The organism is Curtobacterium sp. PvP017 (assembly GCF_054060195.1).
In genome coordinates this window covers 16836-33457 of record NZ_JBSSCY010000011.1, presented here as the reverse complement: position 1 = coordinate 33457, position 16622 = coordinate 16836, and the positions used below count along the sequence as shown (strand labels likewise).

Sequence of the window (16622 nt, the reverse complement as noted above, 5' to 3'; positions counted from 1 at the left end):
GCAGCGTCGACCGGACGCGAGATGGACGATCTGTCGGGAGGCCCGGTGCGGCGCCGCAGGCGCGTCACCACCCAGCCGGTGCCGGGCTACGACCCGGCACCGCCGCCGGAACCGGCGCGACACCGCGACGGGGAGAACGACGACCAGCTCCGGCGCGACGTCCCGCCCCACTGGTGAACCGGTAGCCTGTCCTGCGATGACTGACACCGTACGGCAGCGCCCCGACTGGCAGACCTGGCCGAACCTGATCTCGCTGGTCCGGCTGCTGCTGATCCCGGTGTTCGTGTGGCTCGTCGTCGCCGGACACCCGGGCTGGGCGCTCGTCGTACTCGTCGTCATCGGGGTGAGCGACTGGGCGGACGGCTTCATCGCGCGCAAGTTCGACCAGGGCTCGAAGCTCGGCAAGGCGATCGATCCCGTCGCCGACCGCCTCGCCATCATCGCGATCGTGCTGTCGCTCGTGCTGACCGGACTGCTGCCGTGGTGGGTCGTCGCCGTCGTGGTGCTCGTCGACCTCGTGCTCGTCGTGCTGTCGAGCGTGCTGTTCCGCGGCAACCCGGACCTCGACGTCACGTGGACGGGCAAGATCCGTTCCGCACTGCTCTTCGTGGGCCTGCCGGTGCTGCTCTTCTCGGCCGTGCACGCCGTCGACGAGAACGCGCCGTGGGTGCGGGTCGTCGCCCTGGTCTTCGTCTACCTCGGCACCGTGGGCCACGTGCTCGCCGGCGCGCAGTACGCCGTCGCGATGTTCGCGAAGCGCCGCCGCGTCACCGCCTGACGGCCACCCGCCCCGAACGAAACCAGGTTCCGGACACAGCACCGCGGATCTCCGTGGTGTCGTGTCCGGAACCTGGTTCCGGTGCGCTGCTAGAGCTTCGTCGAGCCGCCGATGCCGGGTCCCTCGGGAGCGTTCGACGGGGCGATGTGGGCGCCGGTCCCGGTGCTCGTCGAGACACCGTTCTGGGAGCGGAGCAGGTCGCGGATCTCGAGCAGCACCTCGACGTCGGTCGGGGGCACGTCCTGCGGGGTCTGCTCCTCGTCGTTCTTGACGCGCTCGAACGCCACCTTCTTCAGGTGGTTGACCGGTACGACGAGGGCGAAGTAGACGACGGCGGCGACGATCACGAAGTTGATGACCGCGCCGATCACCGCACCGAACATGAGCGTCGCCGGCTTGCCGCCGGCCACGGTCGGGATGTCGACCTTGAGCGCGTCGTCGAGGCTCGACGCGTTGAACACCGCGCCGATCGCCGGGTTGATGATCGCGTTCACGATGACGGTCACGATGGCGGTGAACGCCGCACCGATGACGACTGCGACGGCCAGGTCGATGACGTTGCCGCGGAGCAGGAACTCCTTGAAGCCCTTCACGGGACTCCTTCCGGTCGAGGACAGCCGCCGGACGGCGACTCCATCAACCTATCGGCGAGGAGTCCTGGTGGTCACGACGCGCTGGGCTTCGGCGTGCTCGGCTTCGACTCGGTCTTCGCGGGGGTGGCCTTCGTCTCCGACTTCGCCGGCGTGCTCGACGAGCCCTCCGACTTCGGCGTCGGGCGGGAGTCGGTGCGGTAGAAGCCGCCGCCGTTGAACGTCACACCGACGGGGGAGAACACCTTGCGCAGGACACCGCCGCACACCGGGCACTCGGTCAGGGTGGCGTCGGAGAACGACTGCTTGATGTCGAACGCGTTGTCGCACTCGGTGCAACGGTACGAGTAGGTGGGCACGTCAGCTCCGGAACGTGATGATGCGCGACGGGGTGATGATGCCGTCGACGGGTTCGTCGTGGGGTTCGCGCGGGACCTCGTCGAGGTACTCCGCGTCGAAGATCACAGCATAGACGGGCGGGCGCTTCGCCATGGACCCGAGGGTCTTGTCGTAGTAGCCGCGACCCCATCCCATCCGGACGCCGTCGTGCCCGACCGCCGCCGCGGGGGCGAGGATCGCGTCGACGTCGTTGATGGCGAGCGGGGACAGGACCTCGCCCACGACCTCCGGCATGCCGAAGATCCCCTCGGTCTCGCTCTCACCGTCGCCGACCGCCCAGTCGAGCAGGCCGTCCTCACGCGTGACCGGCAGCAGCACGCGGATGTCGTGCGCGAACGCCCAGTTCAGGAAGGGGCGGACGTTCGGCTCGTCGGACGCCGACAGGTACAGCGCCAGCGAGGTGACCTGGCGCTCCTCGGCGAAGCGCTGCAGGGTGGCGGTGAGCGCCGCGCTGTCCGCGTCGCGTTCCGTCGTGGTCCGGGTGCGCCGCCGCTGCCGGAGTTCGGCTCGCAGGGCGCGCTTCTCGTTCCCGAGATCGGCGATCATGCGCAGGAGTCTACCGAGGGCATCCGTTGCGGCTTCCCGCCGGGAAACGCGCTGATGCCGTGTCCCCTGTAGCGATGACATGCCCCGGAAACCCGGATCGGATACGGTCTGGGGCATGGGCTTCCAGATTTCCAAGGCGGTGATCCCAGCGGCAGGGCTGGGCACTCGCTTCCTCCCCGCGACCAAGGCGATGCCGAAGGAGATGCTCCCCGTCGTCGACAAGCCAGCCATCCAGTACGTGGTGGAAGAGGCCGTCGGCGCAGGACTCACCGACGTCCTGATGATCACGGGCCGCAACAAGAACGCACTCGAGAACCACTTCGACCACGTGTCGGAGCTCGAGGAGACCCTCAAGAAGAAGGGTGACCACGAGAAGCTGCAGAAGGTCAACCAGTCGACGGACCTCGCCGACATGCACTACGTGCGTCAGGGCGACCCGCTCGGCCTCGGCCACGCGGTGCTCCGCGCGAAGATGCACGTCGGCCGCGAGCCGTTCGCCGTGCTCCTCGGCGACGACATCATCGACGCCCGCGACCCGCTGCTCAAGCGCATGATCGAGGTCCAGGGTGAGAAGAACGCCACGATCGTGGCGTTGCTCGAGGTCCCCGAGTCGCAGACCCACCTGTACGGCATCGCCACGGTCGAGCCGACCGACACCGACGACGTCGTGAAGATCACCGGGCTCGTCGAGAAGCCCCCGCAGGGCGAGGCGCCCTCGAACCTGGCCATCATCGGCCGCTACGTCATCCGCCCCGAGGTCTTCGACGTCCTCGAGAAGCAGGAGCCCGGCAAGGGCGGCGAGATCCAGCTCACCGACGCGCTCATGAAGATGGCGAGCGCCGAAGAGTGGACCGGCGGCGTGTACGGCGTCGTGTTCCGTGGACGCCGGTACGACACCGGTGACAAACTCGACTACATCAAGGCGATCGTGCAGCTCGCCTCGGACCGCGATGACCTCGGCCCCGACCTCAAGTCGTGGCTGAAGGAGTTCAACGCGGGCGAATGAGTCGGCCATCCCGCCCGGGCCCGTGCACACGGACCCGGGCGGGACACCCCGTCCCGCACAGCGGCGGGATCCCGGAGGAACCAAGCGATGACGACGATCCCGACCCTGTCCCACGGGCGGGTCACCATCCGGCCCCTCCGGCTCCGTGACACGCGCGACCTCGACCTCGCACTCGCGTCGAACCGATCGTGGCTCCGCACCTGGGAGGCCACGAACCCCTCAGGACACGTCTCCACCGATGTCCGCGGCAGCATCCGCGCGCTCCAGGCCAACGCCCGCGCGGGACTCGGACTGCCGTTCGCGATGGAGCTCGACGGCCGGTTCGTCGGGCAGCTGAACGTCTCCGGCATCACCTACGGGTCGCTGGCCAGTGCCTCGATCGGGTACTGGGTCGTCGAGGACGCCGCCGGACACAACGTGACCCCGATCTCGGTCGCACTCGCCGTCGACCACTGCTTCCGCGCCGTCGGCGTGCACCGCATCGAGATCTGCATCCGCCCCGAGAACGCCCCGTCCCTGCGCGTCGTCGAGAAGCTGGGCTTCCGGTACGAAGGGCTGCGTCGCCGGTACATCCACATCAACGGCGACTGGCGCGACCACTTCTGCTTCGCGCTCGTGGCCGAAGAGGTCCGTGAGGGCGTCCTCGAGCGGTGGGTCCGTGGACAGGTGCCGCCCGGACTCGGCGCCGTACCGCTCGCCGCCCGTGACGAAGCGGCGCTGCCGATCACCACCACGCCCCGGCTGTAGATTCCGCCGCGACACGCGCAACACGCGTTCCGCAATCACGCGACGGGGATACCCCCGCCCCTACCGTGTTCGCATGGCAGGAATCGGCTCGTGGGGTGGCGGCATCGTCCTGCTCGTCGCGGCCGTCCTCTGGCTCGTCTACCTGATGCCGTCGTGGGCCGCCCGACGCCAGTACCTGGCCACCGAACGCAACGCGATCCGGCTGCAGCAGACCCTGCGGATCCTGGCGCAGACCGCCGAGCTCCCCGACGAGGTCCGTGTCGAGATGAACGCGAAGTCCCTGGCCGAGGCGCAGCGTGTCGCCCGGTCCGAAGAAGCCAAGCGCACCGCCATCGTCCGCGCCCACGAAGCCGCGCGCCAGCGGGAGATCACCCGCCGCCTCGCCGAGCAGGCCCCGGTCCTCGAGCGTGCGTCGTCGGTGCCCGCCCTGACCGCGATGCGCATGCGCCGCTCCCGCCTCGGAGCCACCCTGTTCGGCACGCTCGGCGTCGTCGTCGCGCTCGTCGTCTTCGTCGCGGCACCGGCCCTGTGGCTCGTCGGCGTCGCCGGGCTCCTCGCCGCGGGTGGGTCCGCAGCGGTCCTCGCCCAGCTGCACCAGGTGGCGACGGCGCGGAAGACCCGTGTCGCGGCGGCCGAGGCGGGCGCGAGCCGTGCCTCCCGGCCCACGACCACGTGGACGGACCCGGCGCCGCCGCTGACCACCGAGCAGTCCGCAGAACCCGCGCAGGACCGCAGCTGGACCCCGAACCGGGTGCCGAAGCCGCTGTACGTGGAGCGTCCGACGGCGCCCGCTGCCACGCCGGAGTCGTCCGCCGAGCTCGCCGCGCGACTCAAGGAGCGCGTCGCCGAGGCCAAGGCCGAGGCGGACGCCGAAGCCGCGGCGATCAGTGCGGGGGAGTCCGATCCGTCGCTCGCCACCGTGTCCCGGATGCGTCCGGAGCTCGAAGAGGCGGCGGCGTCGCTGTCGGCGCACGACCAGGGGCGTCTCGCCGAGCGGCTGGGGCTGCGTGCTCCCGCCGTCCCGGAGCTCGTCGCCGAGACGCCTGACGAGCCGACCACGCCCACGGGTCCGCCGAGCAAGTGGGCCGGCATGGGTGTCCTGGACGACGACGCGTATCAGCAGGCCGACCTCGACGCGATCATGCGTCGGCGCCGCGCGGTCTGAGTCGCGGCTCGCCCGACTGGCCACGATTTCGGTTCGGCCGAACGGTGGTGCTAGTGTGGTCGAGCACTTGGGGCTATGGCGCAGTTGGTAGCGCGTCTCGTTCGCAATGAGAAGGTCAGGGGTTCGAATCCCCTTAGCTCCACCAAGACAAAGCCGATCCGGCCCGGAACCAACAGGTTCCGGGCCGTTCTGCGTTCGGTGTGTTCCACAGGCTCGCGTCACTGTGTCGTCATGCACAGTTCGCGGACAGGGGTGGTGTGTTGCTGAGCGCATCGTCCTAGACTCCCGGTGCGCCGACGGGGCGCGGGGAACGGGGGAACACGTGCGCTTCAGGACTGCCATCGCATCGATCGGGACGGTGCTCGCCGTCACTGCCGGGCTGCTCGTGGTCGCCCCGGTGGCGCCGGCCTCCGCCGCAGCGCCGGCCACCGGGCGGTTCACGCCCGTGGCGCCGGCGCGAGCCTGGTCCGGTACCGCGACGAGCAAGCTGACGACCGTCACGCTCGGCGGCCGGAACGGCATCCCGTCGAACGCGACCGCGGTCGTGCTGACCGCGACCGTGACCTCGCCGAGTGCGGCGGCGTACGTGAGCGTCGCCCCGTTCGGCAGCACCGCGAGCCCCGCCATCCAGAACTTCGCCAGGGCGCAACCGATCTCGGGCACCACCACGGTCGGACTCACCGGCGGCAAGGCCCAGGTGAAGGTCTCGGCCGGCAAGGCGACCGTCGCGCTCGACGTCGCCGGCTGGTACGGCACCAGCGCCACCGGATCGACGTACGCACCGCTCGCGCCGACGAACGTGCTGAACGGCACCGTGACCACGGGCGCGAAGCGCATCGTCGTCGCGGGCAAGGCGGGCGTGCCGTCGAACGCCACCGCCGTCGTGCTGCAGGCCGACGTGTCCCGTCCGGCGACGAGCGGCCGGCTGCGCCTCACCCCGTCCGGCAACAACGCGGGCGTCGTCTCGCTCATGTACTCCAAGGGCACCACCGTCGCGAACACGACGACGGTCCGGCTGTCCGGCGGTGCCGTCCAGGCCAAGGTCTCCTCCGGGTCCGCGCGCGTGCTCGCCGACGTCGTCGGGTACTACGCGCCGAACGCCAACGGGTCGGTGTTCGTGTCGGCACACCCGGTCCGCGCCGCGACCGTCGCCGCGGGCACCACCGCCACGAGGGTGACCGTCGCCGGGACCGCGGGCGTCCCGCGCAACGCGACCGCGGCCGTCATCAACGCCAAGGTCGGCGGCGGCAGCGTCGGGGGATCGCTCCGCGTCGTCGGCGCCGGGCTCGCCTCGAGTGTGCCGACGCAGGTCTACGCCAAGGGGCAGACCATCGGCAACGCGCTCATCGCGCCGCTGGCGTCCGGTGGGCAGGTGCAGGCGAAGGTGTCTGCGGGCAGGGCCACCGTGTACGTCGACGTCGTGGGGTACTTCCTCAACGGCAACAGCGGGTCGGGGACGGGGGTCGACGTCTCGTACCCGCAGTGCGGCAAGAGCGTGCCGACCGACCAGTCCTTCGGCATCGTCGGGGTGAACTCGAGCCTCGGCAACACCACGAACCCGTGCCTGCAGCAGCAGCTGTCCTGGGCGGCGGCGTCCGCCGGCGGTACCGCACAGCCGAAGACGCAGGTCTACGCGCTGTTCGCCAATCCCGGGGCGGCTGCGGCATCGGTCTGGCCGACGTCGAACGCCGCGCCGAACGGGCAGCCCGTGACGAACCCGTACGGCACGTGCACGGCACAGTCCGGCGCGAAGCCGACCTGGAAGACGACGTCGGCGTGCTCGTACATGTACGGCTACGCCAGGGCCTACGAAGCAGCGAACACCCGGGGCGTCGCCAACCCGGGGCAGTACCGCTGGTGGCTCGACGTCGAGACCGGCCTGTCCCACCTGAGCGACACCGGTCAGAACCGGGTGGCGCTCGAGGGCATGGTCGCGGCCCTGAAGCGCAGCGGTGTCACGCAGATCGGCGTCTACTCGACCTCGTACCAGTTCCGCACGATCATGGGCGCCGTCCCGACCACGAGCCCGCTCCGGCCCCTGCCGAGCTGGATCGCGATCGGTGACGGCCGCCTCGACCAGGCGCAGGCAGCGTGCTCCGGCGCGCGGCTGCTCGGTGGCCCGATCGCGATGACCCAGTACAAGACGCCGTTCGGCTCGACGGAGATCGACCGCAACTGGTCCTGCTCCTGACGAGCCCGCACGCGGTCCGCGACGATCCACGAGTCGTTCGTCGCGTGTCCTGTCGGAGAACGCGTGGCAGCGCCAGTGCCACCGCCAGCGGCCACCGCGCGCCGGCGACGGCGTCAGCTCGCGAAGCTGTCCGTCAGCACCCCCGCCTGCGCGAACGCGGTGTGGATCGCGTTCGCGGCCTGCTCGAAGGCACGGTTGCCGCGCGAGACCCCGAGCGCACCGCCCTTGATCGCGGACTTGCCGGAGCCGCGCAGCAGCCGTGCGACGGTGCGGCCGTCCGGCGTGACCATGATCTGCACGTCCAGGCGGGTGTGGAACGTGCGGTCGTTCGCCAGGCCACCGATGAGCAGCGTGAGGCCCAGGCTGCCGCGGGTGGCTCGGAGCGCGCCCTGCTCGGCGTCCTCCACCGTGTAGCCCTCGTTGGCGAGTGCCGAGCGGACCTGGCCGCGAGCGGTCTCGGGGTCGGTGGCGACGAAGAAGTCGTGACTCTCGGGCATGGTCTGCTGATCCTCTCGAAGGCGTCCGTGCGGACACGGAGGACGCTCGCCCCCCGACGACGATCATGCCGTGCCGGAACGTCAGGTGTGTCGCTTACGCTGGCTGTGTCATGACTGCCTCGATGAACCGTCGCGCCCTCCTGTCCCTCGCCGGTGTCGCCGGGATCGGGCTCGCGGTCGCCGCGTGCTCGTCCGGCAGCGACGATGCCGGCAAGAAGAACGGCAGCAGCGGCAAGAACGACAACGCCGAGGACGGCAACGCCGGCACGAGCACGACCACCCCGAAGCCGGTGGCGAAGTCCCTCAGCCCCGCGCAGGTCCCGCTCGTCGGCGGCATCACGATCACCGTCGCGGGGACCGGTCTCGCCGCGGTCAAGGGCGTCACCGTCGGTGGGGTCGCCGCTCGCGACGTCACGGCCACGGCGTCGAAGGTCACCTTCACGGCCCCGCACCAGGCGATGTACACCGCCGGTGACGCCGACGTCGCGCTCTTCACCGAGTCGATCGAGCCGAGCCCGTCGGCCAACCAGTCGTCGGACGGCAACGGCAGTGCTGCGAACGACGGGCAGACTGGTGCGACGCAGGACTCGGCCACGGCGACGCCCGCACCCACGGCAGCCCCGGTACCCGACGCGTCCACCGCTGTCGCGACGTCGTCGGTGGCCTACGCCGCGCTGACCGACGTCGACCGGCAGCTCCAGTACGCGATGGCGCACTGGAAGGACTACAACCTGTCCGAGTACGGCACCATGAACCCGATCGGCGGTGACTGCGCGAACTACGTCAGCCAGACGCTCATCGCCCGCGGCTGGGAGCAGCGGTCCGACTGGTATAACCGGGCCGCCGGTGCCGAGCACAGCGCCACGTGGACGTACTGCCCGACGATGGACCCGTGGCTCGAGACGAACGCCGCGGAGTTCGGGCTGACGCGTCGGAGCTCGGACGAGCGCGACAAGGTCAAGGTCGGCGACATCGTCTTCTACGACTGGAACGCGAACGGGTCGCCGGACCACACCACCATCGTGTCCGAGGTCTTCACCGAGTCCGACGGCACCATCCGCATCAAGTCGGCGAGCCACAACCAGGACGGCCCGTACCGCGACCTCGACGAGATGATCACGGTGCAGCACCCGGGCGGGACGGCCTGGTTCCACACCTTCGACGCGTAGGCAGACAGGCCGACTTGCATCAGCCCGCTACTCAGGGGTACCCGAGGAACCACAGCAGCACGATCGCGACCGGCTGCAGGCACACGCCGACCACGAGCCACGTCACCGCCCGCCGCCGCGTCCGCACGAACACGTCCGACCCGAGCAACGGCGCCATCGGCATGAGCAGCCGCGGCAACGACTGCTGCGGCAGGAACACCGCCACCAGGTAGAGCCCGTACGACGCCGTGAACGCGAGCACGTCGGTGCCCAGGGCCCGGGTGCTCCTGCGCGAGAAGAACCACACCGCGCCGGCGAGCACCGCGACGACCAGCACGATGCCGAGCGGCCCGAGCCACGTCGAGGCCATCGTGAACCACGGCGTCAGCGGGGCGAAGTGTCGTCGCCCGACGAACCCCACCCACCACGACAGCTCGGTGTCCAGGTAGGCGTTCGGCCGCCCGGTCACCGCCGAGGCGATCACCGGCCACGCGAGTCCCGCTGCCGCGACGACGAGTCCGGAGACCACGATCGCGATGCGGTCACGCCACGGGAACACCTCGGCGGGTCGCGCGGACCGTCGGGACTCCGCCCACCGCACGACCAGGTGCACGGCCAGCGCCACCGCGAGCGCGAGGACTCCGGGCTTGGTGAACGCCGCGACGACCCCGAGCGGCGCGATCAGCCAGTACCGCCGCCGCACCAGGGCCAGCAGCGCCCCGAACAGCAGCACGAGCAGCAGGCTCTCGGCGTACGCGACCTGCAGCAGGAACCCGGTCGGCGCGAACGCGAAGAGCGCGGTGGCCCAGCGGGCCCGGTGCGAGCAGCCCACGGCGAGCACGAGCCGGTACAGCAGCACGCAGGCCCCGGCTCCCGCGATCGTCGCCACCAGCACGCCGGCGACCCAGAACGAGGCTCCGGTGATGGTCATCACGACCCGGACGATCGCGGGGAACACGGGCAGGAACGCCCAGGCGTTCGGCAGGACGTGGCCGGCGTCGTCGAGGGGGAGCACGGCCGGGTACCCGTGCTCCGCGATGGTCCGGTAGAACGAGGCGTCCCACGATCCGGAGAACGTGAAGAACGACGGGTCCTTGCGGTACGACGCGAACGTCCAGTCGTTCGCGGTCGCCAGCACGAACACCGTGGCGAGCAGCAGCGTGCTCACCACCCGTGATGCCGCCCAGATCAGCAGGGGCGCGGTCCACGCACTGCGGGGCCCGGTCAGCAGGCTGCGCACCCCCGACCGGGAGGCCAGGCTCGTCTCCGCCACGCTCGTCACCCGCCCGATCCTCCCAGACCAGGGCCCGTGCCCGCTCCGGCGGGTGGCCGCGCGCCGGGCCGCGCGCCGATCTGCGGGCATCGTGAGCAGCAATGGTCGGGTCCGTCTGCCGGACCCGACCATTCCTGCTCACGAAGTGCGAGCCTCCCGGTCAGCGACCGGTGACCGCGCGACGGATCTGCTCGATCGGCACCTTCGGGGAGCGGTCGGCGTTGAGCAGACCGTTGGTCTCCTGCATGGTGTCGGTCAGCTGCGTGTAGCAGGAGCCGGCCAGGAACGAGCTCGCCCGGATCGCGTCGTACAGCGCCGTGATGCGGGTGACCCAGTCGTCGCCGTCGCTGGCTGACGTGTAGCCCCAGCCGTCCTCGCGCTGGACGCCCGGCTGGTAGTTCACGCCGCCGAACTCGGTGAGCATGACGGGCTGGCCCTCGTCCTCGGCACCCCCGACGAGGATGCGGCGATCTGCCGGGCCGATGCCACCGAGGAGCCGGGTCCGTGCGGTGTCGTCCGCGTAGGTCGCCGCGAGCCGCGGCCCGTCGCCCTCGTAGTCGTGGACCGTGACGATGTCGGAGTTGGTGTGTTCCCACCCGTCGTTCGAGATCACCGGACGCGTCGGGTCGATCGCCCGCGTGACGTCTGCGAGTGCCCGGGCGTAGGCCTGCTGTGCGGGGTCGGTGGCGATGTGCTGCACGCCCCAGCTCTCGTTCGCCGGCACCCAGGTGACGATCGACGGGTGTGAGGCGTCGCGCTCGACGGCGTCCATCCACTCGCGCATCAGGCGCTGGACGGCCCGCGGCGAGAAGGCGTAGGCGCCGGGGGCCTCGCCCCAGACCAGGATGCCGAGCCGGTCCGCCCAGTACAGGAACCGGGGGTCCTCGATCTTCTGGTGGTTGCGGGCGGCGTTGAAGCCGAGCTCCTTGATGAGCTCGACCTCGCGGCGCAGTGCCTCGCGGGACGGTGCGGCGATGTGCGAGTCCGGCCAGTAGCCCTGGTTCAGCACGCTGCGGACGTCGTGGCTGCGGCCGTTCAGCAGGAAGGTGCCGCCGTCGATCCCGACGGTGCGGAGCCCGAAGTAGGACGCGACCGAGTCGATCGGCGTCGCGCCGGCGCGGGGGAGCAGCGAGACCGTGGCGTCGACCAGGCGCGGGGCGTCCGGGGTCCAGTGCAGTTCGTCCTCGGCCTGCCCGTTCGTCTGCCGCGAGATCGGCACGACCACGTCGAACTCGTCCGAGGTGTCGCCGAGCGTGGACTCGACGGTGGCGAGGTGCTCGTCGCGCTCGTCCCACCGGGCGACGACGCGCAGGCGCTCGCCGCCGGTGCGGTCGCCCGCGATCCGGACGGTCAGGCGCACGGTGGCGTGGTCGACGTTGGTCCAGCGCAGGGACTCGATCGAGGCGGTCGGCACGGCCTCGATCCAGACGGTCTGCCAGATGCCGGTGGTGCGGCGGTACCAGATGGCGTGCGGGTCCTCGTGCCAGTCCTGCTTGCCGCGGGGCTGGGTCAGGTCGTGCGGGTTGTCCTCGGCGCGGACGACCAGGGTGTGGACGGCGTCGGCGTCGGGGTCGGTGGCGAGGGCGTCCGTCACGTCGAACGAGAACGGCGTGTGGCCGCCCTCGTGCTCGCCGATGAACTGGCCGTCGATCCAGACGCGGGCGCGGTAGTCGACGGCGCCGAAGTGCAGGACGAGTCGGGGTGCGGCGGTGCCGTGTCCGGCGGCCTCGAGGTCGGCGCGGGTGATCGCACGGGAGTACCAGACCACGGGGTGGAAGCCGGGCTCGTCGATGCCCGAGGCTGCGGACTCGGGCGGGAACGGCACGACGATGTCGCGGGCGTCGGGGAACCCGGTGCTCCAGGCGGAGTCGTCGCCGTCGTTCCGGAAGGACCACGTGCCGTCGAGGTCGGCCCAGGCGGCGCGGAGCATCTGCGGCCGGGGGTACGTGCCGTCCTGCCGCGAGGCGAGGGGGAGTGCGGGAGCGGATGCGGTGTCAGGTGCGGCCACGGTGCCGTCGAGCGTGCTCATGGCTCCATGCTCTCGCTCCGGTACATCGTTGTAAAGGGCGTCGCAACGTTTGCCACCCGACGGAACCGGCGGGTGCCCGGAGCGGTGTCAGGCGATCGCGGCGTCGCGCGTCAGGACCATCACGTCCATGCGTCCCTGCTGCACGACGTCGCCGCGCTGGTTCCGCAGCGAGACCGTCCGCTCGACGATGCCGGTCTTCCCCGAGCTCGTCAGGCGTGTCGACAGGATCTCGACCTCGCAGGTCACGGTGTCCCCGATGAACACCGGCGCGGTGAACCGCCACTGGTCGATCCCGAGCAGTGCCACGGCCGACCCCTCGAACACCCCGGTCCGTGCGATCAGCCCCAGGCAGAGCGAGGTGCCGAGCAGCCCGTGCACGATCCGCTGCCCGTACCGGGTCTTGCCGGCGAACTCCACGTCGGTGTGCACCTGGTTGTTGTCGTTCGTCCACGAGGCGAAGGACACGACGTCCGCCTCGGTGATCGTGCGACCCGGGGTCGTGAAGGTCTGTCCGGCGGCGAGGTCCTCGAGGTAGTGGGGCACGCCTGCGATTCTCGCAGAGCGGCCCGACGAGCAGCGCGCCGAGCATCACGCCCGGCCTCGCTCACAGCCGGGCGAGCACCTTCCTCGAGCGTCGCAGCCCCCGCTCGAGCACCGCGTGCTCGGCCGTCGCCAGCGCCCCGTACCCGAAGGTGTCGGCGCCGTCCCGAGCAGCGGGACCGGACAGCCGACGGTAGGCGGCTGCCGCGTGGGCGGCGTCGAGGGCGTCGCCGAGCGTCTCCTGCACCCGCCGCAGCCGACCGAGCCGCCGCTTCCCCAGGTCGGCGACGTCACCGGCTGCCTGCAGCGCGTACCGCAGGCGCCGTGCCGCCTTCCGGATCTCGTGCAGGGCGTCGAGGTCGTTCGATCCGGCGTCGATCAGCCGCCGGACCCGGGCGCGCTCGCGGTCGACGCGCTTCGCGACGAAGGCGGCGGCGTCGTCCTGGGCGTGCGGTCCGGCCGGGGCGCGGAGCAGGATCTGGTCCAGCGCATCGAGCGCGCGGAACCAGTCGTCGGAACGCAGGACCTGGCGGAGTTCCGCTGCGGCCGCGCTCCGGAGCGCCGCCGCACGCTCGCCGATCCGGTCCAGCGTCGGCGCGTCGACGAACCCGTCGGGAGCCCGCGCTGCCGACCGGAACAGCCCGCCGTGCAGGACCTCGGCGTCGCGGGCGGCACCGGCGACCCGTCCGACCTGGGCGAGGGCGGCCCGCAGCGCTTCGGTCGCGTCGCGGTCGAGCGCTCCGCGGTACGCCGCGAGCACGCTCCGCAGCCGACGGACCACCTTGCGGAAGTCGTGCACGGACTCGTGCTCGTCGGCACGGACCCGCGGGTCGACCGCGACGAGGTCGGTGCGCAGCGACTCGAGCACCCGCAGCACGAACGCAGCAGCGGTGCCCGAACGTGGTCGCTTCGCCCGGTTGCCGCGCCGCTCCGGTGCGAGCACGGGAGTCGGCGGGACCGCGACGGCCGAGGTCGACGGTGGCTCGGTGGCCGCGTCGTCCAGGGCCCGCTCCGCCGCTCGTGCGGTGGCGCCGTCCCGCCCGTCGTCCGACAGCGCCCACCACCGCGCGGACCGCAGCGTGGTGGTGTCCGGGTCGCCTTCGTCCACCCGGACGTCGGCGATCTCGGCCCGGACCCGACCGTCCTTGCCGCCCAGGGTGACGAGGGTCGTCGTGGTGTCCCGGAGGCGGACCGTCCCCACCGCCCGCCCGCGCAGGAACACCTCGACCGCATCGCGCGGGGGCTGCTCGACGTCGGGGAAGTCGAGGTCCGGGCCCAGCGGCTCCGGACCCTCGCCGCGGTCGAGGCTCCACGAACCGTCGTGGGCACGGGTGAGCGTCACCCCTTCGCCCGCGAGCACGCGCTCCTCGGTGTCCCAGAGGGTCTCGCGGAGCGTCACGGCCTCGTGCCGTTCGACGGCCGACGCGAGGGGCTCGAGCGCGGGCAGTCGGCGGTCGTCGGGGATCCGCCAGCTCCGGCGGGGGTCGGTGCGGGCGGTGTCGGGGGCGGGGTGCTGGCTCGGCATGTCCGCAAGTGTCGTCCGCCGGCGCCCGTGCGGTCCGAGCGCGGGCGCGTTCTGTGGACGGGTGGCCCAGAACCGCGAGCTGTGCAGGGATGAGGAACGGACTCGGCACCTCGCCAGCACTCGGCGCGTACGGTCCGCAGCATGAGCGACGGAGCCCGCCACCCCAGCGACACCGCACCCGACACCAGCGACACCGCACCCGACCCCGGCGACACCGCCCCCAGCGACGACGACCTCGAGTCCTGGATCGCCGACCGCCGGTGGTACGCGTCGAAGGGGTCCGTGCCGCGCCTCCGCACCCTCTCCACCGCCGACGGCACCCGACTCGTCCTCGACGAAGCCCCCGCAGCACCCGCGGCTCCGGTCCTGTACCAGTCACCCGTGACCAGCGGCCCCGACGGCACCATCGCCGACGCCACCGCCGACCACGCGTGGATCACGGCGCTCGCCGCACGCATCGACGCCGACCCGCAAAGCCTGCGTCCCATCGGCCGGGTCACCGGTGCGCGCGTCCTGACCGGTGAGCAGTCCAACACCTCGGTCATCTGCGACACCGAGTCCGGTGCCCGGGTCATCATCAAGGTGTTCCGCGTCCTGCACCACGGCGACAACCCCGACGTCACGACGCAGCTCGCGTTGTCCGCAGCCGGCAGTGCACGGGTCCCCCTGGTCTACGGCGCGTTGCGGGGCAGCTGGCCCGACGTCGGACAGGGCAGCGGCACGGCGACCGGCCACCTCGCGTTCGCGCAGGAGTTCCTCCCGGGCCTCGAGGACGCCTGGCGCGTGGCGCTCGAGGAAGCACACGCCGGCACACCCTTCGGTGACCGGGCCGAGCAGCTCGGTGCGGCGCTGGCCGACGTCCACCGCACCCTCGCCGAGGCGCTGCCGTCCGAACCCGCCGACGCGGCCCGACGAGACGCAGCGGTCGCGACGATGCACGAGCGGCTCGACACGGCCGCGCGCGAGGCCCCGCCCGTCGCCGAGCACGCGGATGCGATCCGAGCGGTCTACGCCGGTGCCACGGCGACGCCCTGGCCGGACCTGCAGCGCATCCACGGCGACCTGCACCTCGGCCAGGTGCTCGCCGCCCCCGAGCCGCGCGGCTGGGTCTTCCTCGACTTCGAGGGGGAGCCGCTCCGTCCCCTGGCCGAACGCTCGTTGCCGGACGTCACCCTCCGTGACGTCGCCGGCATGCTCCGGTCGTTCGACTACGTCGCCGGAGCGTTGGCGCACGACGCGGAACCGGTCGACGCCGCAGCGTGGGCGGACGAGGCCCGGGTGCGATTCCTCGCCGGCTACCAGCGGGGGACCGGCGCGGACCTCAGCGCCCACCGCGAGCTGCTCGACGCGTTCGAGCTCGACAAGGCCGTCTACGAGGTCGTCTACGAGACCCGGAACCGACCCGACTGGGTCGGCATCCCGCTCGCGGCCGTCACGCGCCTGGTCGGCCGCGGCGCGTCCTGACCCACGCACCCCCGAGACGGACGGGAGGCCCGTGGCGATCCCGCCACGGGCCTCCCGTCCGACGCCCTGACGGACAGAGCCCGTCGCGCGTCAGCTGCCAGCCGTCAGTTGACGGGGCCGGTGTACTTCTCGCCCGGGCCGGCGCCCGGCGCGTCCGGGATCGCCGACGCCTCGCGGAACGCGAGCTGCACCGAACGCAGGCCGTCGCGCAGCGGACGGGCGTGGTGGTCGCCGATCTCGGTCGCCGCAGCGGTGACCAGGCCGGCCAGCGCGGTGATGAGCTTGCGCGCCTCGTCGAGGTCGGTCTGCTCTTGCGGGTCGTCGGCCAGGCCGACCTTCACGGCCGCCGCGCTGAGCAGGTGCACGGCCACGGTGTTGATGAGTTCGACGGCCGGCACCTCCGAGATGTCCCTGGCGGCGTCGATGCCGCTGCCGTCGTCGTCGATCGGGGTGTCGGTCACGGTGCTCCTCTGCTAGACTTGCTCGCGGCAGATGCTGTCCGTGTGCCACCAGGTTCTCCTGGATCGCTCGGACGGTGTCACGAAAGAGGAGTCTCTCCCACCCGCGGCCGCGTTCCACCAGGCTACCGGGTCACCACCGCTCCGCGAGTGCACCGCAACTGGGTGCACACGTCGGTCGGGTCCACGGATCCGACGCAGGGCGGCTGCCGAACGGGTTCCGATCCGTGCGTCAGATCTCCTCTCTCGTGCTGTCGTCCAGGGCA

General features: G+C 71.7%; 16 protein-coding genes and 1 tRNA gene. 8 read left to right on the top strand and 9 right to left on the bottom strand.

The genetic code is table 11. The features are described 5' to 3' along the window. Nucleotides 1–196 precede the first annotated feature (196 nt). The gene (locus ACVKXF_RS16710) at nt 197–778 is read left to right on the top strand and encodes a CDP-alcohol phosphatidyltransferase family protein (RefSeq protein WP_456796391.1); all 582 of its coding nucleotides are present in this window, start codon (nt 197–199) and stop codon (nt 776–778) included. 89 nt (nt 779–867) lie between these two features. Here ACVKXF_RS16710 and mscL read toward each other — a convergent pair whose 3' ends face one another. The 3 genes from mscL to ACVKXF_RS16695 all read right to left on the bottom strand — a co-directional run bounded on the left by mscL (nt 868) and on the right by ACVKXF_RS16695 (nt 2313). Further along, nucleotides 868–1371, bottom strand: a complete 504-nt coding sequence (gene mscL / locus ACVKXF_RS16705) for a large conductance mechanosensitive channel protein MscL (RefSeq protein ID WP_340195547.1) — start codon at nt 1369–1371, stop codon at nt 868–870. A 71-nt stretch (nt 1372–1442) separates the two neighbouring features. Continuing rightward, entirely contained in the window at nt 1443–1727 is a 285-nt protein-coding gene (locus ACVKXF_RS16700) for an FmdB family zinc ribbon protein (RefSeq protein WP_396289335.1), read from the bottom strand. Between the two features lies 1 nt (nt 1728). Continuing rightward, a complete protein-coding gene (locus ACVKXF_RS16695; protein ID WP_111086298.1) occupies nt 1729–2313 on the bottom strand; it encodes a 5-formyltetrahydrofolate cyclo-ligase in 585 nt (194 codons plus the stop codon). A gap of 115 nt (nt 2314–2428) precedes the next feature. Here ACVKXF_RS16695 and galU point away from each other — a divergent pair, with 115 nt between their 5' ends. From galU to ACVKXF_RS16670, 5 genes are all read left to right on the top strand, one after another. Beyond that, a complete protein-coding gene (galU, locus tag ACVKXF_RS16690) occupies nt 2429–3319 on the top strand; it encodes a UTP--glucose-1-phosphate uridylyltransferase GalU (protein WP_123312114.1) in 891 nt (296 codons plus the stop codon). A gap of 87 nt (nt 3320–3406) precedes the next feature. After that, nucleotides 3407–4066 (top strand): GNAT family N-acetyltransferase, encoded by a 660-nt coding sequence (locus ACVKXF_RS16685; protein WP_111086296.1) that lies wholly within the window; start codon nt 3407–3409, stop codon nt 4064–4066. A gap of 73 nt (nt 4067–4139) precedes the next feature. Next, entirely contained in the window at nt 4140–5231 is a 1092-nt protein-coding gene (locus tag ACVKXF_RS16680; protein ID WP_456796390.1) for a hypothetical protein, read from the top strand. A 69-nt stretch (nt 5232–5300) separates the two neighbouring features. Continuing rightward, nucleotides 5301–5376 (top strand) — tRNA-Ala (locus ACVKXF_RS16675). A gap of 177 nt (nt 5377–5553) precedes the next feature. Continuing rightward, a complete protein-coding gene (locus tag ACVKXF_RS16670) occupies nt 5554–7422 on the top strand; it encodes a hypothetical protein (protein ID WP_456796389.1) in 1869 nt (622 codons plus the stop codon). Between the two features lie 113 nt (nt 7423–7535). Here the strand turns inward: ACVKXF_RS16670 and ACVKXF_RS16665 are convergent, their stop codons facing one another. After that, entirely contained in the window at nt 7536–7919 is a 384-nt protein-coding gene (locus ACVKXF_RS16665; RefSeq protein ID WP_123312117.1) for a hypothetical protein, read from the bottom strand. A gap of 110 nt (nt 7920–8029) precedes the next feature. On the opposite strand from ACVKXF_RS16665, the gene ACVKXF_RS16660 reads away from it, so the two are divergent. Continuing rightward, a complete protein-coding gene (locus ACVKXF_RS16660; protein WP_456796388.1) occupies nt 8030–9088 on the top strand; it encodes an amidase domain-containing protein in 1059 nt (352 codons plus the stop codon). A gap of 31 nt (nt 9089–9119) precedes the next feature. Here ACVKXF_RS16660 and ACVKXF_RS16655 read toward each other — a convergent pair whose 3' ends face one another. The 4 genes from ACVKXF_RS16655 to ACVKXF_RS16640 all read right to left on the bottom strand — a co-directional run bounded on the left by ACVKXF_RS16655 (nt 9120) and on the right by ACVKXF_RS16640 (nt 14434). Continuing rightward, nucleotides 9120–10349 (bottom strand): hypothetical protein, encoded by a 1230-nt coding sequence (locus tag ACVKXF_RS16655; protein ID WP_456796387.1) that lies wholly within the window; start codon nt 10347–10349, stop codon nt 9120–9122. 151 nt (nt 10350–10500) lie between these two features. Then, complete coding sequence (locus tag ACVKXF_RS16650; protein WP_456796386.1) at nt 10501–12369, bottom strand: glycoside hydrolase family 2 TIM barrel-domain containing protein; 1869 nt, start codon at nt 12367–12369, stop codon at nt 10501–10503. Nucleotides 12370–12456: 87 nt separating this feature from the next. Continuing rightward, nucleotides 12457–12912 carry a MaoC/PaaZ C-terminal domain-containing protein gene (locus tag ACVKXF_RS16645; RefSeq protein ID WP_123312120.1) on the bottom strand — a complete coding sequence of 152 codons (456 nt, stop codon included), beginning with the start codon at nt 12910–12912 and terminating at the stop codon, nt 12457–12459. 61 nt (nt 12913–12973) lie between these two features. Next, entirely contained in the window at nt 12974–14434 is a 1461-nt protein-coding gene (locus ACVKXF_RS16640) for a CHAD domain-containing protein (protein ID WP_456796385.1), read from the bottom strand. Between the two features lie 141 nt (nt 14435–14575). Between ACVKXF_RS16640 and ACVKXF_RS16635 the strand changes: the two genes are divergently transcribed. Continuing rightward, complete coding sequence (locus ACVKXF_RS16635) at nt 14576–15898, top strand: phosphotransferase (protein WP_456796384.1); 1323 nt, start codon at nt 14576–14578, stop codon at nt 15896–15898. A 104-nt stretch (nt 15899–16002) separates the two neighbouring features. On the opposite strand, the gene ACVKXF_RS16630 is transcribed toward ACVKXF_RS16635, so the two are convergent. Next, nucleotides 16003–16359, bottom strand: a complete 357-nt coding sequence (locus ACVKXF_RS16630) for a DUF1844 domain-containing protein (protein WP_173170823.1) — start codon at nt 16357–16359, stop codon at nt 16003–16005. Nucleotides 16360–16622: the final 263 nt, after the last annotated feature.

Coding starts and splice junctions, on each gene's coding strand:
- ACVKXF_RS16710 (WP_456796391.1), top strand. CDS start 197: ATGACTGACACCGTACGGCAGCGCCCCGACTGGCAGACCTGGCCGAAC.
- ACVKXF_RS16695 (WP_111086298.1), bottom strand. CDS start 2,313: ATGATCGCCGATCTCGGGAACGAGAAGCGCGCCCTGCGAGCCGAACTC.
- galU (WP_123312114.1), top strand. CDS start 2,429: ATGGGCTTCCAGATTTCCAAGGCGGTGATCCCAGCGGCAGGGCTGGGC.
- ACVKXF_RS16685 (WP_111086296.1), top strand. CDS start 3,407: ATGACGACGATCCCGACCCTGTCCCACGGGCGGGTCACCATCCGGCCC.
- ACVKXF_RS16680 (WP_456796390.1), top strand. CDS start 4,140: ATGGCAGGAATCGGCTCGTGGGGTGGCGGCATCGTCCTGCTCGTCGCG.
- ACVKXF_RS16665 (WP_123312117.1), bottom strand. CDS start 7,919: ATGCCCGAGAGTCACGACTTCTTCGTCGCCACCGACCCCGAGACCGCT.
- ACVKXF_RS16660 (WP_456796388.1), top strand. CDS start 8,030: ATGACTGCCTCGATGAACCGTCGCGCCCTCCTGTCCCTCGCCGGTGTC.
- ACVKXF_RS16650 (WP_456796386.1), bottom strand. CDS start 12,369: ATGAGCACGCTCGACGGCACCGTGGCCGCACCTGACACCGCATCCGCT.
- ACVKXF_RS16640 (WP_456796385.1), bottom strand. CDS start 14,434: ATGCCGAGCCAGCACCCCGCCCCCGACACCGCCCGCACCGACCCCCGC.
- ACVKXF_RS16635 (WP_456796384.1), top strand. CDS start 14,576: ATGAGCGACGGAGCCCGCCACCCCAGCGACACCGCACCCGACACCAGC.